11 protein-coding genes, 4 tRNA genes and 1 other RNA gene are annotated in these 15,888 nt (G+C 72.5%); 6 read left to right on the top strand and 10 right to left on the bottom strand.

Annotated elements, in window-relative coordinates:
- Positions 1-7 precede the first annotated feature (7 nt).
- Together ACZ7HT_RS27065 and ACZ7HT_RS27060 are read right to left on the bottom strand one after the other, a co-directional pair.
- A complete protein-coding gene (locus ACZ7HT_RS27065) occupies positions 8-1,639 on the bottom strand; it encodes an Eco57I restriction-modification methylase domain-containing protein (RefSeq protein ID WP_471170710.1) in 1,632 nt (543 codons plus the stop codon).
- Positions 1,640-1,990: 351 nt separating this feature from the next.
- A tRNA-Ser gene (locus ACZ7HT_RS27060) sits at positions 1,991-2,078 on the bottom strand.
- 119 nt (positions 2,079-2,197) lie between these two features.
- Between ACZ7HT_RS27060 and ffs the strand changes: the two genes are divergently transcribed.
- From ffs to ACZ7HT_RS27030, 6 genes are all read left to right on the top strand, one after another.
- Positions 2,198-2,296, top strand: an RNA gene (gene ffs, locus ACZ7HT_RS27055) — signal recognition particle sRNA small type.
- 96 nt (positions 2,297-2,392) lie between these two features.
- On the top strand, positions 2,393-4,546 hold the full coding sequence (locus ACZ7HT_RS27050) for a DNA polymerase III subunit gamma and tau (RefSeq protein ID WP_471170708.1): 2,154 nt from the start codon (positions 2,393-2,395) through the stop codon (positions 4,544-4,546).
- 61 nt (positions 4,547-4,607) lie between these two features.
- Positions 4,608-5,861, top strand: a complete 1,254-nt coding sequence (gene purD / locus ACZ7HT_RS27045; protein WP_471170706.1) for a phosphoribosylamine--glycine ligase — start codon at positions 4,608-4,610, stop codon at positions 5,859-5,861.
- Between the two features lie 280 nt (positions 5,862-6,141).
- Positions 6,142-8,148, top strand: a complete 2,007-nt coding sequence (locus tag ACZ7HT_RS27040) for a M48 family metalloprotease (RefSeq protein ID WP_471170704.1) — start codon at positions 6,142-6,144, stop codon at positions 8,146-8,148.
- 203 nt (positions 8,149-8,351) lie between these two features.
- Positions 8,352-9,812, top strand: coding sequence for a N,N-dimethylformamidase beta subunit family domain-containing protein (locus ACZ7HT_RS27035; protein WP_471170702.1), 1,461 nt, complete (start codon positions 8,352-8,354; stop codon positions 9,810-9,812).
- A 119-nt stretch (positions 9,813-9,931) separates the two neighbouring features.
- Complete coding sequence (locus ACZ7HT_RS27030) at positions 9,932-10,831, top strand: phosphoribosylaminoimidazolesuccinocarboxamide synthase (RefSeq protein ID WP_471170701.1); 900 nt, start codon at positions 9,932-9,934, stop codon at positions 10,829-10,831.
- A 43-nt stretch (positions 10,832-10,874) separates the two neighbouring features.
- Here ACZ7HT_RS27030 and ACZ7HT_RS27025 read toward each other — a convergent pair.
- From ACZ7HT_RS27025 to ACZ7HT_RS26990, 8 genes are all read right to left on the bottom strand, one after another.
- Positions 10,875-10,950: transfer RNA gene (locus ACZ7HT_RS27025), tRNA-Gly, on the bottom strand.
- Between the two features lie 22 nt (positions 10,951-10,972).
- On the bottom strand, positions 10,973-11,581 hold the full coding sequence (locus tag ACZ7HT_RS27020; protein ID WP_352025351.1) for a response regulator transcription factor: 609 nt from the start codon (positions 11,579-11,581) through the stop codon (positions 10,973-10,975).
- Positions 11,578-12,930 (bottom strand): sensor histidine kinase, encoded by a 1,353-nt coding sequence (locus ACZ7HT_RS27015; protein ID WP_471170698.1) that lies wholly within the window; start codon positions 12,928-12,930, stop codon positions 11,578-11,580. Before ACZ7HT_RS27015 ends, ACZ7HT_RS27020 begins: the two co-directional genes overlap by 4 nt.
- A 25-nt stretch (positions 12,931-12,955) precedes the next feature.
- Positions 12,956-13,765, bottom strand: a complete 810-nt coding sequence (locus ACZ7HT_RS27010) for an ABC transporter permease (RefSeq protein WP_471170696.1) — start codon at positions 13,763-13,765, stop codon at positions 12,956-12,958.
- Positions 13,762-14,916: an ABC transporter ATP-binding protein gene (locus tag ACZ7HT_RS27005; RefSeq protein ID WP_471170694.1), complete on the bottom strand. Its 1,155-nt coding sequence runs from the start codon at positions 14,914-14,916 to the stop codon at positions 13,762-13,764. Before ACZ7HT_RS27005 ends, ACZ7HT_RS27010 begins: the two co-directional genes overlap by 4 nt.
- Before the next feature lie 138 nt (positions 14,917-15,054).
- A tRNA-Gly gene (locus tag ACZ7HT_RS27000) sits at positions 15,055-15,127 on the bottom strand.
- Positions 15,128-15,211: 84 nt separating this feature from the next.
- Positions 15,212-15,283: transfer RNA gene (locus ACZ7HT_RS26995), tRNA-Gly, on the bottom strand.
- A 135-nt stretch (positions 15,284-15,418) separates the two neighbouring features.
- Positions 15,419-15,760: a histone-like nucleoid-structuring protein Lsr2 gene (locus ACZ7HT_RS26990; protein ID WP_471170692.1), complete on the bottom strand. Its 342-nt coding sequence runs from the start codon at positions 15,758-15,760 to the stop codon at positions 15,419-15,421.
- Positions 15,761-15,888: the final 128 nt, after the last annotated feature.

The raw sequence follows: 15,888 nt of genomic DNA, 5'->3' as shown, positions 1-15,888 counted from the left end.
CGGATCCTCAGATGCTGCCGGCAGGCAGCCCGTACGCTTCTTCGGCCGCACGCGTCGCAGCCGCCCTGTCGCCGGCCCGGAACGCGTCACGGAGCCTGGAGGCGATGTCGTCGGGGATTGCTTCGGGGCGCGGAACGGCGATCTTCCGCAGGTACTGCGCCTGGAATCGCAGCGTGCCGCCACGCATCTTCACGCCGTAGGCACTCACGAAGGCTTCTGCGATCCGGGACAGCAGCAACCCGCCAAGCACTTCCATGTCCCACGACGACGAGACGATGTAGTACAGGTTGTGGTGCGGGTAGTAGCCACCCGGCTCTAGCACCGGTGTGATCTGGGCTTTCATGTCCTGAAGAAGTAGCTTCGGCTGTTCGGCGAGGCCCGGATAGACCTTGTCGATCGTGCGGTGCCAGGTGTTCGGGTTCTTCCTCGCGACGAAGCGCTTCTTGACGTTCGGGTGTGACGCAAGCACGTCCGCGAACTTCGGGTAGTCCGCGAGATCCACGAGCCTGCCTTCGTCGTCCCAAGGGTTCAGCAGCATCTTCGAAGGCGTCGTGAGGCGACCTGCGCGAATGTCGTCGGCCATGACGATGGGTGTCAGCCGATCTTGCTCGACGTCGATGCCAGCGTCTGGGCTGATGATGTAGGCCCTGTCGGCTCCGGTCGCGACCCCAATGCTGATCTTCGTCGTGCCGTCGGCTTCCAGCGTCGGGAAATTCTCCTGCAGGTGCTCCAGCAGCTTGATGGTGTGAGGGGATCCCGCGGGCCAGAAGTCATCGGTCTCGAACCAGCTGGGCAGGCGTGCGCCCTCCCATCCCTGGCCTGAAGCCTCCTCCACCGTGCCTCGCACGAACGCCAGGGCCTCACTCGCGGAGGCCACTCCGAATGCGGCGGTAGTGTCGATGAACGTGGAGCTGCCCTGCTCGGAGTTGGCCAGTACCGTGATCGCCGGATAGGCCGAGACCTCTGCTTCAAATGCGTCCACGTCGTGCATCTGCCACACGGACTCGACCGCGTAGCGTGAGGTCACGAGACCCCGCAGGTGCTTCCCGTAGGCGTTCCGCATCCAACGGTCCGCGCAGATGAACCCAAGCTTCCCGCCGCTTGCGAGCATGGACAGCGATCGCTCATAGAAGCCGACGTAGATGTCCGCCCGTCCACGCATCGTCCGCCATGTCTTGCGGTAGGCAGCCTCGGTCTCATCATCGAGGTCTTCGGTGCGGATGTACGGGGGGTTGCCGATCACGAAGTCGACATCCGTTGGTACCTCGTCGAGAAGGAAGTCGCCGTGACGCAGCCAGCCTGCAGACAGGGCTCGGGCCTCTGCGAGACTTGCCCCAGCGGCTTGGAGCATGTCTGCCGACTTCTTCCGGCAGGTCGCGACATGCTCCTGCTGGAGATCGAGACCGTACAGACAGTCAGCCAGTGCCGACAGCTCCGTGCCATGGACCCTTGCAGACTCGAGCAGTCGCTCTAGTACGGGGATGAAAAACGCTCCGGACCCGAGTGACGGCTCAACGAGCTTCATCTGGGTGAGGTCCTTGTTTGCCGTATAGCCGACCAGATCAAGAATCGTCTCGACGACCCATCGACGGGTGAAGACCTCGCCGTACTCGACCTCGTCGGGGGCAGCTGCAGCCATGGGTTCCTCTCGTCATGGCTCACTGCACGAGCCTTCACTTCAAGGCTATCGGTGGGCACGACCGCCAGAGGACTTCCCGCAACTAGTCGGATTCGTGGCTCCACGGCGGCTCGTCGAAGGTCTCCTCCATGATCGGCGGAGTCCAGCCTCCTGTGCGCCTCCGACAACAGGCACGTGACGCAGCAGGGCAGCCGCTGGCTGATCAACCTCGGACTCACCCGCACCCCAGGCGCGGTCGCGCAGGTTCATGACCGTCCGCTCGCGCCAACTGAGACCAAAACTGAGACCACACACGTCGAAGGGCCCCACCGCGAACGGTGGGGCCCTTCGACAACGTGCCCGGTGAGGCACTGGCGGAGGATACGAGATTCGAACTCGTGAGGGGTTGCCCCCAACACGCTTTCCAAGCGTGCGCCCTAGGCCTCTAGGCGAATCCTCCGTGGAGAACATTACATGACCGGAGAGGGTGCTCGCGCACGTCATCCGGGGCGGGGGTCGGTCGAAGGAAGCAGGTCGGGGGAGGGGGGACGAGTGGGGGTTCGGATCGGGTAGGCTGGGCGGAGCCCCTCACGCGGTGCTATCTGACTGAACTCCCCCAGGGCCGGAAGGCAGCAAGGGTAGGTCGGCTCTGGCAGGTGCGTGGGGGGCGCTTGCGTTCCCCGGGCCGCGTTCCCCGGTCCGCGTGCGCCGGGCCGCCCCCGGTGCGGTCTCGTTTTTCCCGGGTTGTCGGTGGGCGCCTATAACCTCGTATACGTGTCGTCTCTCGCGCTGTACCGCCGCTATCGCCCCGAGTCCTTCGCCGAGGTCATCGGGCAGGAGCATGTCACCGACCCGTTGCAGCAGGCCCTGCGGAACAACCGGGTCAATCACGCGTACCTGTTCAGCGGGCCGCGCGGGTGTGGCAAGACGACCAGTGCGCGGATCCTGGCGCGGTGTCTGAACTGTGAGCAGGGGCCCACGCCCACGCCGTGCGGGGAGTGCCAGAGCTGTCGGGACCTCGCGCGGAACGGGCCGGGGTCGATCGACGTCATCGAGATCGACGCCGCTTCGCACGGTGGCGTGGACGACGCCCGTGACCTGCGGGAGAAGGCCTTCTTCGGGCCCGCGTCCAGCCGGTACAAGATCTACATCATCGACGAGGCCCACATGGTCACCTCGGCGGGCTTCAACGCCCTCCTGAAGGTGGTCGAGGAGCCGCCGGAGCACCTCAAGTTCATTTTCGCCACCACCGAGCCCGAGAAGGTCATCGGGACCATTCGGTCCCGGACCCACCACTACCCCTTCCGGCTCGTGCCGCCCGGCACGCTGCGGGACTACCTCGGTGAGGTGTGCGGGCACGAGGGCATTCCCGTCGAGGACGGGGTGCTGCCGCTGGTCGTCCGTGCCGGCGCCGGGTCCGTGCGTGACTCGATGTCCGTGATGGACCAGCTGCTCGCCGGCGCCGCCGACGACGGTGTGACGTATGCCATGGCGGCCTCTCTTCTCGGATATACGGACGGGTCGCTGCTCGACTCCGTCGTCGACGCGTTCGCGGCCGGGGACGGTGCCGCCGCCTTCGAGGTCGTCGACCGGGTCATCGAGGGCGGCAACGACCCCCGCCGGTTCGTCGCCGACCTCCTTGAGCGGCTGCGGGACCTCGTGATCCTCGCCGCCGTGCCCGACGCCGCCGAGAAGGGGCTCATCGACGCCCCGGTGGACGTCATCGAGCGGATGCAGGCGCAGGCCTCGGTGTTCGGGGCCGCCGAGCTGAGCCGGGCCGCCGACCTCGTCAACGCCGGGCTCACCGAGATGCGCGGGGCCACCTCGCCCCGGCTGCAGCTGGAGCTGATCTGCGCGCGCGTGCTGCTGCCCGCCGCCTTCGACGACGAGCGCTCCCTCCAGGCGCGGCTCGACCGGCTGGAGCGCGGGGCGGCCGCCGCGCCCGCGCCCGTCTTCACGCCCGGACCCCCGGAGCCCGCCATGGCGTACGTGCCCGGGCCCGAGGCCCACACCCCGATGGCCCCGCCCCCGCCCCCGCCGGCTCCGGCCCCCGCCCAGGCTCCGGCCCCCGCCCAGGCTCCGGCCCCCGCCCCCGTTCAGGAGCCCGCCCCCGTGCAGGCCCCCGCGCAGGACGGGCCCCGGCCCGGGGCCTGGCCCGGTGCCGCGGCCCCCGGGAGCGGCACGCCCGGCGCCTGGCCCGGTGCGTCCGCACCCGCGGCGCCCGCCGCCCCGGCCCCCGCCCCCGTGCAGGCGCAGCCCGCCCCGGCCGCCACGGGCGGCGGTGGCGGGGACACGGCCCAGGTGCGGAACCTGTGGCCGCAGATCCTCGACGCCGTCAAGAACCGGCGCCGCTTCACCTGGATCCTGCTCAGCCAGAACGCCCAGGTGGCGGGCTTCGACGGCACGACCCTCCAGCTCGGCTTCCTCAACGCCGGCGCCCGCGACAACTTCGCGAGCAGCGGCAGCGAGGAGGTCCTCAAGCAGGCCCTCGCCGAGCAGTTCAACGTGAACTGGAAGATCGAGGCGATCATCGATCCCTCGGGCGGCTCCGCGCCCCCGCCCGCCGCCACCGGCTTCGGCGGCTCGGGCGGCACCGGCGGCTTCGGAGGCGGAGGCGGCTTCGGCGGTGCCGGCTTCGGTGGAAGCGGTGGCGGTCGGCCCGCCGCGCCCGCGGCCGCCCCCGGCTTCCAGCAGGCCCCGCCGTCCGCCCCCGTACAGGCGCAGTCCGCTCCGGCCCCGGCGTTCCAGCAGGCCCCGCCGCCGGCTCCCACGGCCGCGTACGCGCCTCCGGCGCCGCAGCCCGTCGCGCCCGAGGACGACGTCCCGGAGGAGGACGATCCGGACCTCGTCGACTCCGCGCTGTCCGGGCACGACCTGATCGTGCGCGAGCTGGGAGCCACGGTTGTGGAGGAATACACGAACGAGTAGGGGCGTCTCGCTCGGTGGCCCGCACAAGGGGCATCCCGCCCCGCGGGCTACCCTGGCAGGCGTGAAGGTCCTCGTCATCGGCGGCGGCGCCCGCGAACACGCCCTGTGCCGCTCTCTCTCCCTCGATCCCGACGTCACCGCTCTGCACTGCGCGCCCGGCAACGCCGGAATCGCGGAGGTCGCCGAGCTGCACCCCGTCGACCAGCTGGACGGCGCTGCCGTCGCCGCGCTCGCCACCGAGCTCGGCGCCGACCTCGTCGTCGTCGGCCCGGAGGCCCCGCTCGTCGCGGGTGTCGCCGACGCCGTCCGCGCGGCCGGCATCCCCGCCTTCGGCCCGTCGCAGGAGGCGGCGCAGCTGGAGGGCTCCAAGGCTTTCGCCAAGGACGTCATGGCGGGTGCGGGGGTTCCCACCGCCCGTAGCTACGTCTGCACCACGCCCGCCGAGATCGACGAGGCGCTTGACGCCTTCGGCGCTCCGTACGTGGTCAAGGACGACGGTCTCGCCGCCGGCAAGGGCGTCGTCGTCACCGAGGACGTCGAGGTGGCCCGCGCCCACGCGCTCGCCTGCGACCGTGTGGTCATCGAGGAGTACCTGGACGGCCCCGAGGTCTCCCTCTTCGCGATCACCGACGGCACGACCGTCCTCCCGCTCAAGCCCGCGCAGGACTTCAAGCGCGCGCTCGACGGCGACGAGGGCCCGAACACCGGCGGCATGGGCGCCTACTCGCCGCTGCCCTGGGCCGACCCGAAGCTGGTCGACGAGGTCATGGAGACCGTCCTGCAGCCGACGGTCGACGAGCTGCGCCGCCGCGGCACGCCGTTCTCCGGCCTGCTGTACGCGGGTCTGGCGATCACAAGCCGCGGCGTGCGGGTGATCGAGTTCAACGCGCGCTTCGGCGACCCCGAGACGCAGGTCGTCCTGGCCCGTCTGAAGACCCCGCTCGCGGGCGTCCTGCTGAACTCCGCCAACGGCACCCTGGACGACCAGGCCCCGCTGAGCTGGAGCGACGACGCCGCCGTCACCGTGGTCGTCGCCTCGCACAACTACCCGGGCACCCCGCGCACGGGCGACCCGATCGAAGGTCTGGACGCGGTCGCGGAAACGGACGCCCCGCACGCGTACGTGCTCCACGCCGGTACGAAGCTGGGCGAGGACGGCGCGGTCCTGAGCGCCGGCGGACGCGTCCTGTCGGTCACCGCCACCGGTTCGGACCTGGCGCAGGCCCGCGAGCGCGCGTACGCGGCGGTCGGCCGCATCCGCCTTGACGGTTCGCAGCACCGCACGGACATCGCGCGGAAGGCCGCGGAGGCCTGATCCCGCCCGATTCCAGCTGAATCAGTCCGATTCCTCTTGTGGCCGTGTGGTGCGGAATACGTGAACCACACGGCCACACGTGCGCCATCACCTTTACCCAAAGCCATTCCATCGAGTGACGGCTCGGCCATACGGATGACGCCCGCCACGGCCCCAACTAGGGTGCGGCGAAGGCATTCCGGCACTTGGCCCACCGGCATTGCGATGTCAGTGGCGGGTGCCACAGTGGGGGAGTGAGCAACACCGCCACAGGCAGTCCCGTCGAGGGCAGGAGGGGGTGATGAACGGCGTGTCCGGTACCGGTTCCGTTGTCGGCGAGGAGTGGGGTGCGCGCGCCGCGCACTCCCGGGCCCTCGCCGTCCTCCGCGTCCGCGGCAGGGCGCTGGGCCTCGCGGTGCTCCCCGCCGCCGTGGCGATCGTGCTGTACGCGGGCGGGGTCACCGGCCACTTCACCGGGGCGGCCTGGGACACGGCCCGCTGGATCGTGACCGTCCTCGCCGTCGTCGTCCTCCTCGCCGCCACGGCCGTCGCCCTCGTCGTCGCCCGGGCCCGCCCCGCGGCCACGCCGACCGTGGAGCTCGCCGAGACCGCGGCCCCCGATCTGTACCGGCTCGTCCGCGACCTGGCCGACCGGCTGGGCGTCCCCGCGCCCGCCGCGATAGCCCTGACCCCGGACTGCGACAGCTGGCTGGAGGACCGCACCCACCGCGCCCACCGCCTCCGCCGGACCTCCGGCGACGCCCCGGTCCTGGTCATAGGCTCGCCGTTCCTGTGGTGGATGCGCGTCGGCGAGCTGCGGGCGGTCCTCGCCCCCGTCGTCGCCGGTACGGGACCGGCCGCCCACCCCGACATAGCCGCCGCCCGCCGCTTCGTCCGCGGCCTGGATGCCGCCGTCGCGGTGCCGGAGGCCCCCGGCCTCGACCCGGTCCGCCGGCTCGGCGCCCGCGGCGTCGGGCAGGTCGCCCGCGTGCTGCTGCGCGCCTGTCGCGGGCACGCCGGCGAGATGGAGCGCGGGGTCGCCGCCGCGGGCTCGGAGCGCGCGCAGGCCGTGGACTACGGCGTACGGATCGTCGCCCAGGAGCAGGTCGGCCTGGCGTACGCGGGCTGGGACCGCCTCCTCACCCGGGTCGCGCTGCCCGCCTGGCGCATGGGCCGCTGGCCCGCCAAGCTCGACGCGGGCGTGGTCTCCGCCCTGACCGAGCTCTCCCGCCGCGACCGGCTCGCGGAAGGCTTCTCCTCCCGGCTCGGCGAGCGCCCCGCCTGCGACCTCCTGGAGGAGCCGGGCGCCGTCGACGAGGCCACCTCGCTGCTCGCCGCCCGCCTCTTCCACGGCGGCCCGGCCGAGCCCGGCCCCGACTGGGCCCCGGTGGAGTGGAGCCAGTACCCGGAGGAGGTCGTCGACCGGAAATGGCGCACCGACGCGGCCCGCCTGCACCGCGTCCTCGACGACCTGGGCGTGACGGCCACCGGCGCCACCCCGAACGCCGCCGACGCCCCGGGCCCGACCCTGACCCGAGTGATGGCCCACCTGACGACGCCACGGCCGGGGGCCGACGAGGACCAGGAGGCCGACCCGGGCCCGGGGGCTGGTGCGGGCCGGGGGGCCGCGGCGGCCCCCGAGGCCGCCGCTGACCCCGCCGACGAGGCCGCCACCGGCCACCCCGGCGCCACCGGGCCCGGCACCAGCACGGGCCCCGGTACCGGAACAGACCCGGACCCCGGCACGGGCCCCGGTACCGGAACAGACCCGGACCCCGGCACGGGCCTCGGCTCCGGCACGGGCCCTGAGGCCGACCCGGGCCCCGGCCCCGAGGCCGACGCGGGCGCCGAGCTCGGCCCCCTCGTCGAGGACGACGACGACCCGGTCAACCCCGCCGCCGAGGCGCTCGCCGGGGCGCTCGGTGCGCTGGTCGCGCGGGAGGACGCGGCGCGGGAGGCGCGGGTCGCCGCGGCGGTCGAGCAGACCTCGCGTGCCGCCGAGCAGGGGACGGCCGTCAGCGGGCCGGACGGGCCCCTGCCGCTGTTCCCGCTCCAGCCGCCCCGTACCGGCCGCGAGCTGCTCGCCGACCACGTGACCGCGATGGTCTGCTGTGCGGCCGTGGACACCGCCGAGGCCGCCCCCGGCCTCGACTGGCTCGACGGCCCCGCCCTGCTCGTCGGCGGCGAGCGCGCGGCCGACCTCGGCCCCCGGATCCTCGCGCTCGTCGAGGACGGCGACCCGGAGCCGCTGCGGGTCTGGCTGCGCCGCACCGGGGTGCGTCCGGAGAAGCCCGTACGCCTGGTCTGAGGCCCGCCCGAAGCCCCGTCCGAGGCTCGTCCGAGGCCCCTCCCGAATCGGCCCCAGGCGGAGCCCCGTCTTCCACTCTCGCCAATTCGCGACGAACGGTGACGGAGTGCGTGCGTTATGTGATGTGCTGGAGACCATCACTGACAGAGGCACGAGCCACAGGCACTGACCGGCCGACCGGGGGAGTCGAGGGAGGGGCGCACATGGGGGCGGAGCAGATCAGACGGTGGGAGTCGGGCGCGCTCGCGCACGCCGTCTCCGATCCCTTCGGACAGGGCCCGCTGCCCTGGCTGCGCGGCTCGGAGAACTACTTCGACGACACCGGCCAGATGGTCCCCTGGTACGCGGACGAGATCCTCGCCCGGGGCGGCAGCGGCGGCCCGCGCACCGCGGACGACGTCCGGCGCCAGATCAAGGGCTTCGCGTCCGGCGGGGCCGTGGCGCCGGGCGAGTCCATCGACTTCCACGTCACCGTGGACCCGCCGCAGCAGTTCTCGGTCGACGTCTACCGGATCGGGCACTACGGCGGCGACGGCGCCGCGAAGATCACCACCAGCCCGCGGCTCTCCGGGATCGTCCAGCCGGCCCCGCTCACAGCCGACCGCACGGTCTCCTGCCACCACTGGTGGCAGTCCTGGCGGCTGCAGGTCCCCTCGTACTGGTCGATCGGCGCGTACGTCGCCGTGCTCACGACCGCCGACGGATACCGCTCGCACATCCCCTTCACGGTCCGCGACAACCACCCGGCGGACCTGCTCCTCGTCCTCCCGGACGTGACCTGGCAGGCGTACAACCTCTACCCGGAGGACGGCCACACCGGCGCCAGCCTCTACCACGCCTGGGACGAGGAGGGCCGGCTGCTCGGCGAGGAGGAGGCGGCCGTCACCGTCTCCTTCGACCGGCCGTACGCGGGCGCCGGGCTGCCCCTGCACGTCGGGCACGCCTACGACTTCATCCGCTGGGCCGAGCGCTACGGCTACGACCTGGCGTACGCGGAGACCCGCGACCTGCACGCCGGCCGGGTCGACCCGAGCCGCTACCGGGGCCTCGTCTTCCCGGGGCACGACGAGTACTGGTCGGCGCCGATGCGCCGGACCGCCGAACTCGCCCGCGACCAGGGCACCTCGCTCGTCTTCCTCTCCGCCAACACCATGTACTGGCAGGTGGAGCTGGCTCCTTCGCCGTCCGGGGTGCCGGACCGCCTCCTCACCTGCCGCAAGCGCCGCGGCCCCGGCCGCCCGGCGCTGTGGCGCGAGGTCGACCGTGCCGAGCAGCAGCTCCTCGGCATCCAGTACGCGGGCCGGGTGCCCGAACCGCACCCGCTGGTCGTGCGGAACGCCGACCACTGGCTGTGGGAGGCCACCGGCGCGGGCGACGGCGACGAGCTCCCGGGCCTGGTCGCGGGCGAGGCCGACCGGTACTTCCCGCGCACGGCGCTGCCGGAGCACCAGGGCCGCATCCTGCTCGCGCACTCGCCCTACCGGGACGGCGAGGGGGCCCTGCGCCATCAGGAGACGAGCCTCTACCGGGCCCCGTCCGGCGCCTGGGTCTTCGCGTCCGGCACCTTCGCCTGGTCGCCGGCGCTTGACCGGCCGGGCCATGTCGACGCCCGGGTGCAGCGCGCCACCGCGAACCTCCTCGACCGGATCTGCAAGAGGGAGTGACGCAGGAGGGACCGGGGCAGGGGGCGACTGAGCGCGGGCTCACAGGGTTCAAGGACGGGATCCGTCCTGACGTGCGAGAGAATCGGACTCGCTCCTGGATCAACCTACGCGGAGGAACCGTGTCCGGATTCGTAGAAAAGCCCGAGCCCGTCCAGGTCCCGGGCCTCACCCATCTCCACACGGGCAAGGTCCGCGACCTGTACCGGAACGAGGCGGGCGACCTCGTCATGGTGGCGAGCGACCGCATGTCGGCGTACGACTGGGTCCTGCCCACCGAGATCCCCGACAAGGGCCGGGTCCTCACCCGGCTCTCCCTGTGGTGGTTCGACAAGCTCGCCGACCTGGTCCCGAACCACGTCCTGTCGACCGAGCTGCCCGCCGGCGCCCCCGCGGACTGGGAGGGCCGCACGCTGATCTGCAAGTCGCTGGACATGATTCCGGTCGAGGCCGTCGCCCGCGGCTACCTCACCGGCTCCGGCCTGCTCGAGTACGACGAGTCCCGCACGGTCTGCGGCCTCGCGCTCCCCGAGGGCCTGACCGACGGCTCCGAGCTGCCCTCGCCGATCTTCACCCCGGCGACGAAGGCCGCCGTCGGCGACCACGACGAGAACGTGTCGTACGAGGAGGTCGCCCGCCAGGTCGGCGCCGAGACGGCCGCGCTGCTGCGCCAGACGACCCTCGCCGTCTACTCCCGGGCCCGGGACATCGCCCGCGAGCGCGGGATCATCCTGGCCGACACCAAGTTCGAGTTCGGCTTCGAGGGCGACACGCTCGTCCTCGCCGACGAGGTCCTCACCCCGGACTCGTCCCGCTTCTGGCCGGCCGCCGAGTGGGAGCCGGGCCGCGCCCAGCCCTCGTACGACAAGCAGATCGTGCGGAACTGGCTGACCTCCCCGGCCTCCGGCTGGGACCGCAAGAGCGAGCAGCCGCCGCCGGCCCTCCCGCAGGAGGTCGTGGAGAAGACCCGCGCCAAGTACATCGAGGCGTACGAACTCCTCACCGGCCAGGCCTGGTCCTAGGGAACGAGAAAGCCCCCGGTCGATTCGACCGGGGGCTTCTTCATGGAGCGGACGACGAGATTCGAACTCGCGACCCTCACCTTGGCAAGGTGATGCTCTACCAACTGAGCCACGTCCGCATGCGCCGTAGCGCGCTGCTAACTATACCCATCCTTTGGACCGCGCGAGACGCACCGCCGTGTGACGGTTCTCGGCGCCGAGCTTCGCGGCGGCCGAGGAGAGGTAGTTGCGGACGGTTCCGGGGGAGAGCGAGGTGCGCCGGGCGATCTCCGCGACGGGCGCCCCGTCGGCCGCGCATTCGAGCACTTCCGCCTCGCGCGCGGTCAGCGGCGAGTCCCCGGCGGCGATGGCGTCGGCCGCCAACTCCGGGTCCACGTAACGGTTTCCGGCGTGGACGGTACGGATCAGCTCGGCGAGCCGCTGGGCGCTGACGGTCTTCGGGAGGAAGCCGCGGACGCCGGCGGCGAGGGCCCGCTTGAGGTGCCCGGGGCGGCCGTGACTCGTCACGATCATGGTGCGGCAGGAGGGGAGTTCGTCCCGGATCGATGTGGCGACCGTCACGCCGTCCGCCCCTGGCATCTGGAGATCGAGCACCGCGACGTCGGGACGGTGGGCCCGGGCCATGGCGAGCGCCTCGGGCCCGGTGGCGGCCTCGGCGACGACGACGAGATCGTCCTCCAGGGCGAGCAGGGCGGCGAGCGCGCCCCGGATCAGGTGCTCGTCGTCGGCGAGCAGCACCCGCACCGTCATGGGGTTCTTTCCTCCCGAATCGCGGAGTTCGTGGCGTTCATGGTGTGCGTGATATTCGTGGCGTTCGTGGCGTTCGTGGCGTTCGTGGCGTTCGTGGCGTTCGTGGCGTTCGTGGTCGTACGGGGCAGTGGCACGCGCGCCGTCACGCGGAACCCGTCCGGTCTCGAAGGGCCCGCGTCCAAGGTGCCGTCCACCGCGCCGAGCCGTTCCCGCAGCCCGGCGAGTCCGGAGCCCGCGCCCGCCGCCGACCCGTCCCGTACGGCCAGGACCGCCGCCTCCGCGCCGTCGTTCTCGACCGTGAGCAGCACTCCGCCGGCCTCCGCGCGCAGGGCGATCGCACAGCGCCGTGCGTCGCCGTGCCGCAGGACGTTCGTCGTCGTCTCGCGGACGACCCAGCCGAGCGCCGACTGCACCCCGGCCGGCAGGTCGAGCGCGGGCGCGGTCACCTCGCACGCGATCCCGGCCGCACCGAGCACGCCCCGCGCGCCCTCCAGCTCGACCGCCAGGTCGGCCTCGCGGTAGCCGCGGACGACCTCGCGCACCTCCCGCTGGGACTCGCGGGCGATCCGCTGCACCTCGACCATCTGGTCCACGGCCTCCGCGCGGCCGCGCCGGGCGAGCTGGACGGCGAGTTCGCTCTTGAGGGCGATGACGGACAGGTTGCGGCCCATGACGTCGTGGAGGTCGCGGCCGAAGCGGAGGCGTTCCTCGGCGACGGCGAGCCGGGCCTTGAGCTCGCGCGAGCGCTCCAGCTCCTGGACGACGCCGAGGAGCCAGGAGGAGAAGCCGCAGGCCACCGCGATGCCGCTGCCGCCGATGAAGACCGCGACGGCGGTGAGGGCGCCCACCCCGAGGCCGTGGCCGAGGGCGGCGACGGGCATGGCGGCGGCGAGGGCGGCCCCGGCGACGACGTACAGCATGTGCCGGACGCGGTCGACGCAGAGGACGATCGCGCCGACCGTGAACGTGGTGGTGCCGCTGACGACGCTGCCGTTGAAACCGCCGTCCGGCAGCACGCCGGCCGTCCACAGCGCGAGCACGAGGACGTTGGCGGCGGCGGTGGCGGAGCCGACGGCGACCGCGAGCCGCACGGGCCGGGCCCGTCTGCCGGTGGTGTGGTCGAGGGCGCGGGAGGAGAGCACCGCGCACAGGGCGGCGTGGACGAGGACCCACAGGGCGAGGCCGGCGGCGCCCGTCGGCCCGAGCGTGCCGTCCTTGCTTCCGGCCAGCGGGAGCACGCCGAGGGCGAGGAACTCGATCGGCAGGAAGAGGTGGAAGGTCCACCGGGTGTAGAGCTCGACCTTTCCGGCGGTGCTGCGCCGGGACCACCAGCCCGTCATCCCCGCCATCCGCCCCGTCCCCCTCCGTCTTCCGCTAGCGCCGGGGTTCCCAGCGGAACCGGCGGCGGACCGCCCACCCCGTCACGACGCCCCAGGCCACTGTATTGAGCGCGGCCGTCAGCAGGTTCCCCGCGTGTGCGGTGCCGAGCCAGCCGGCCCGTACGAACTCCATCACGCCGCTGAGCGGCAGCAGTTCGGAGAGGTCGGCGGCGAGGCCGGGCAGGGCTTCGCGGGGGACGAAGAGCCCGGAGCCGAAGGAGGAGACGAGGAAGAGCGGGAGGGTGGTCAGACCGGCGCTCTCGACGGTCCGGGTGATCGTGGTGGTGAGGGCGGCGAGTCCGGCGAGCAGGGCGACGGTGGCGGCGAGCCCGAGGAGCAGCAGGTCGGGGCGGGCGGGGGCGTCGGCGCCGAGGACGGTGACGCCGCCGGCGACGAGGACCGCGCACTGGGCGACGGAGATCGCGGCGGCCGGCAGGGCGGCGCCGACGAGGATCTCGGTGTCACTCGCCTCCCCGGTCCGCAGCCGCTTGAGGACGAGTTCCTCGCGGCGGGCGACCAGGCTGGACGTGAGGCTCATGTAGACGACGACCAGCAGGATCATGCCGGTGCCGCCGACGAGGGTCGCGGGTCCGGCGCCGATGGCGAGGGTCTTCGGGTCGAGCCCCTTGAGGGAGGAGCGCAGCAGGACGACCAGCATCAGGGGCATGACGGCCGCGATGAAGAGGGCGTTGCGGTTGCGGCCGAGGAGGGTGAGCTCGGCGCGGGCGAGGGCGGTGAGCCGGGTCCGGGTGGTGGACGGCCGGCCGCCGGCGCCGATGTCGCAGGAAACGGTGGTGGTCGTCATCGGCCTGCGGTCCCCTGAGCGGGGGTACGGGGAGCGGTCGCGGGGGTACGGGTGGCGGTCCCGTCGTTGCGGGAAGCGGTCCCGGGGGTACCGGAAGGGGCGCCGGAGGTACGGGAAGCGGTCCCGTCGTTGCGGGAAGCGGTCCCGTCGGTACGGGAAGCGGTCCCGTCCGTACGGGAAGGGGCCCCGGAGGTACGGGAAGGAGCCCCGGACTTACGGCCGGCGGTCCCGGGCGCTTGGGCCGTGCCGGTCCCCTCGGTGCGGGACGCGATGTCGAGGAAGGTCTCTTCGAGGGAGGCCGAGCGGGCGTCGAGTCCTTCGAGCCGGGTGCCGGTCTCGCGGGCCCAGCCGAGGAGTTCGCCGAGGTCGTCCTGGAGGGCGTGGGTGCGGATCTCGATCCGGCCGCCGTCGTCGGCCGCCCTCAGCCGCAGCGGCAGCCGGGCCGCGGGCGTGTCGCCGGGCAGGGTGAAGCGGATCCGGGCGGGCTGGGCGGCGGTGACCTCGGCGGGGGTGCCGGAGAGCACGAACCGGCCCTGGTGCATGATCGCGAGCCGGTCGGCGAGCGACTCGGCCTCCTCCAGGTAGTGCGTGGTGAGCAGGACGGTGGTGCCGCCCGCGCGCAGGGCGCGGACGAGGTCCCAGGTGTCGCGGCGGCCTTCGGCGTCGAGTCCGGTGGTCGGTTCGTCGAGGAAGAGGACCTCGGGGCGGCCGAGGAGGGCGAGCGCGAGGTCGAGGCGGCGCCGTTCGCCGCCGGAGAGCTGCTTGACGCGGACCCGCTCGCGGCCGGTGAGGCCGACGGAGTCGAGGGCCTCCCCGGTGGGGCGGGCGCCGCTGGTGCAGCCGGCCCACATCCGTACGGTCTCGGCCACGGTGAGGTCGGAGGGGAAGCCGCCCTCCTGGAGCATGACTCCGATGCGGGGGCGGACGGCGGCCCTTTCGCGGTACGGGTCGTGGCCGAGGACCCGGACGGTGCCGCGGGTCGGGGCGGCGAGACCCTCCAGGAGCTCGACGGTGGAGGTCTTCCCGGCCCCGTTGGTGCCGAGGAGGGCGAAGATCTCGCCGCGGGGGACGGTGAGGGAGAGGCCGGCCACGGCCTCGTATCCGCCGGAGTAGGTCCGGCTCAGGTCGGTCGCCTCGATCGCTGGAGTCATGCCTCCAGGTTTTCGCCGCTTTCCGCGCCCGGGCAGTGCGCGCTGTCACCGGTCCCGCTGACAAATGTCATGGGGAGAGAGAGGTGGAGATACGACGAAGGCCCCGGTTCCTGAGAACCGGGGCCTTCGTACTCCCTGAGCGGACGACGAGATTCGAACTCGCGACCCTCACCTTGGCAAGGTGATGCTCTACCAACTGAGCCACGTCCGCATTGCTACCGGTCAGCTTTCGCTGCTCGGTGCGAGCACCACTCTACCTGATCCACCGGAGTGGTCGGTAACGCGTTTCTCGCAGAGCGGGTGACAGGGATTGCACACTGCGCCTTCCCCCTGGAAGGGGGCTGTTCTGCTACTGAACTACACCCGCACGCTGCTGGGGACTCGGCTTTTTCGGCCTCGCCCCTCGGCGTGATCCAGACTCTACCGGATCATGGGGGGTGCAATGCAAATCGCCTCCGGCCCCCCGGCCGGAGCCGGGGGTCGCCCCCCGGTGGCCGCCCGTTCAGCTCGCCGCGCGGAAGGCCTCGTAGACGCGCTTCGGGATCCGGCCGCGGGCGGGCACGTCCATCTTGTGGGACTGGGCCCAGGCGCGGACCGCCGCCGGGTCGGGGGCGAGGGCGGTGTGCGTGTACGAGGCGGCGGAGGCGCCGCGGCCGGCCGTCACGCGGGCCGGCAGCTTGCGGCCGGCGGCGAGGTAGGGCGCGAGGGCCTTGCGGAGTTTCTTTGCATTGGCAGCATTCAGGTCGATCTCGTACATCTTCCCGTCGAGGCCGAACGCAACCGTTTCAGCCGCTTCTCCGCCGTCGATGTCATCGGAGAGAGTGACCACCACACGCTGAGCCACGGATATCGGTCCTTTCCTGCGGCCGCCGGGGCCGGTGGAGCGCTTGTGGCGCCCCTGACGTGCGGCGATGCCAACCGTACGGCTGCGCCGGGACAATGCTGCTTTCTTCTTGATTCCTTTGTACAGCG

It is taken from the genome of Streptomyces sp. NPDC037410 (assembly GCF_055602235.1).
The sequence above is the reverse complement of the archived record's forward strand: the minus strand, read 5'-3'. Positions and strand labels throughout refer to the sequence as shown.